The 1,790-nt window shown below is 62.8% G+C and carries 2 protein-coding genes; both read left to right on the top strand.

From position 1 onward, the window contains the following. Positions 1 to 829, top strand: an 829-nt coding sequence (locus tag WAW39_RS12055; RefSeq protein ID WP_422319101.1) for a hypothetical protein, incomplete at its 5' end; no start/stop codon positions are given. After that, positions 826 to 1,674, top strand: coding sequence for a phytoene/squalene synthase family protein (locus WAW39_RS12050; RefSeq protein ID WP_422319099.1), 849 nt, complete (start codon positions 826 to 828; stop codon positions 1,672 to 1,674). The genes WAW39_RS12055 and WAW39_RS12050, both read left to right, overlap by 4 nt. Positions 1,675 to 1,790: the final 116 nt, after the last annotated feature.

Raw genomic sequence — 1,790 nt, 5'->3', positions numbered from 1 at the left:
GGCGCGTGATGCGCTGGCGCACATGGCCGTGCTGCCGCATGCGCTGATGCCGCCGTGGCCGCTGGCCTGCGGGGTGCCGCTGGTGCTTGTGTTTTTGACCATTCGCATCTGGCGCTGGCCCTATCGCTACGGCGAGCGCAGGCCAGGCCTGGAGCAGAAGCTTGGCCTGCTCATTGTAACGCTGCTGGCGTTTGTCTGGCTGGGGCTGGAGGGCTCCAGCATGCGGCGCATGCTGCCTGAGTCTGTGGAAATGTTGAAACTAGGAATGCGTTACATTTTCACCGCCCTGGCTGCTGCGGGCGTGCAGGTGTGGCTGGTGCGCTTTGTGATGGCCTGGGAAAGACCGCAGGACACGGAGGCCGGTGGCGATGCCGCGGCTGCGCTGGAGCATGCCTTGGCGCGCTGGCAGGGCGTGGCGTTTCTCGCGGGGTTTGACCTGCTGTGGATGAGCTGGCGCTGGTGGCAGATGAACACGCCGCAGAGCATTGGTGCATGGTGGTGGGTGGAGCTTCTCCTCACGTTTGCCGCGCTGCCGGTCGCGGTGGCGGCGGTTTCCGGCCCGTTTTGGCATCAGGGGGCCGCCGCCCTGCGCATCCTGTGGCGTGCGGCGGTGCCTTTGCTCATGCTCGCCATCACCTCCCTTTTCCTCTTCATTCTCGTGCTCTACACCGTGGAAATGGGGCGTGCCGGGTGTGCCGGATCGCCATTTTGGCGCATGATCGAGCACCCCCTAAGTGCTTTGGTGCTTGCCATGCTCGATTGCTGGCTATTGCTAACGGCCCTACTTCTCATGCTGCGCTTTGGCTTTTCACGTTCCCCTTCCGCATGACCAGCGGCACGCTTTCTCCAGAACAGATCGTGCGGCGGGCGAAGTCGAACCTCGCTTTCGCGCTCGCCTGCCTGCCGAAGGAACGCCGCCGCGACATGATCGCGTTTTACGCCTTCTGCCGTGTGGTGGATGACATCGCCGACGACCCGAATGTCAGCGAAGCGGACAAGGAGAAGGAGCTCACTCACTGGAAGCACTGCGTGGAGGCAGGCAATCCGCCGGGGCATCCCGTGCTGGATGAAATGATCCTGCTGCCGGAGAAATACGGCTTCCCCCGCGCCTGGCTGTGCGAGATCATCGACGGCGTGGCCAGCGACATCACCAAGACGCGCTACGAGACCTTTGAGGAACTGCTGGGCTACTGCTACAAGGTCGCCAGCGTGGTCGGGCTGGTGAGCATCCAAATCTTCGGGCATCAAAATCCCGCCACCAAAGACTACGCCATCAATCTGGGCTACGCGCTGCAGTTCACCAACATCATCCGTGACGTGGGCCAGGATGCGCGGGACACCGGCCGCATCTACATCCCCCAGGCCGAGCTGCGGAAGTTCGGCGTGCTGGAAAGCGAAATCCTCGACGCCCGCCCCAGCGAGCGCTTCATCAAGATGATGGACTTCCAGTATGCCCGTGCGCGCAGCTACTATGCCGCCGCCGAGAAGGCGCTGCCGCCGGAAGACCGCAAAAACATGGTCGCCTCCGAGATCATGGCCGCCATCTACTCGCGCATCCTCGAAAAGCTGAAGCGTGAGCGCTACCCCGTCTTCACCAAACGCTGCCGCCTCAGCAAGCTGCACAAGGTGTGGATCCTCGGCAGTCATTTGATCAAGGCGCGGTTTGGGAAGTGAGGCGTAGCCGGGCAATAGGGAGCAAAGAGCGCGACAGCGTTTTGGAGTGCGCCGGTCCTCCGGCGCTTTCGAATGTCTCACGGCCTGCGGAAAGCTCCAGAGGACTGGAGCACTCC

This window comes from Prosthecobacter sp. (assembly GCF_049294395.1).
Classification (GTDB): Bacteria; Verrucomicrobiota; Verrucomicrobiia; order Verrucomicrobiales; family Verrucomicrobiaceae; genus Prosthecobacter.
The sequence above is the reverse complement of the archived record's forward strand: the minus strand, read 5'-3'. Positions and strand labels throughout refer to the sequence as shown.

Bases quoted from the DNA above. Each gene is read 5' to 3' on its own strand.
- WAW39_RS12050 (WP_422319099.1), top strand. From the start codon at position 826: ATGACCAGCGGCACGCTTTCTCCAGAACAGATCGTGCGGCGGGCGAAG.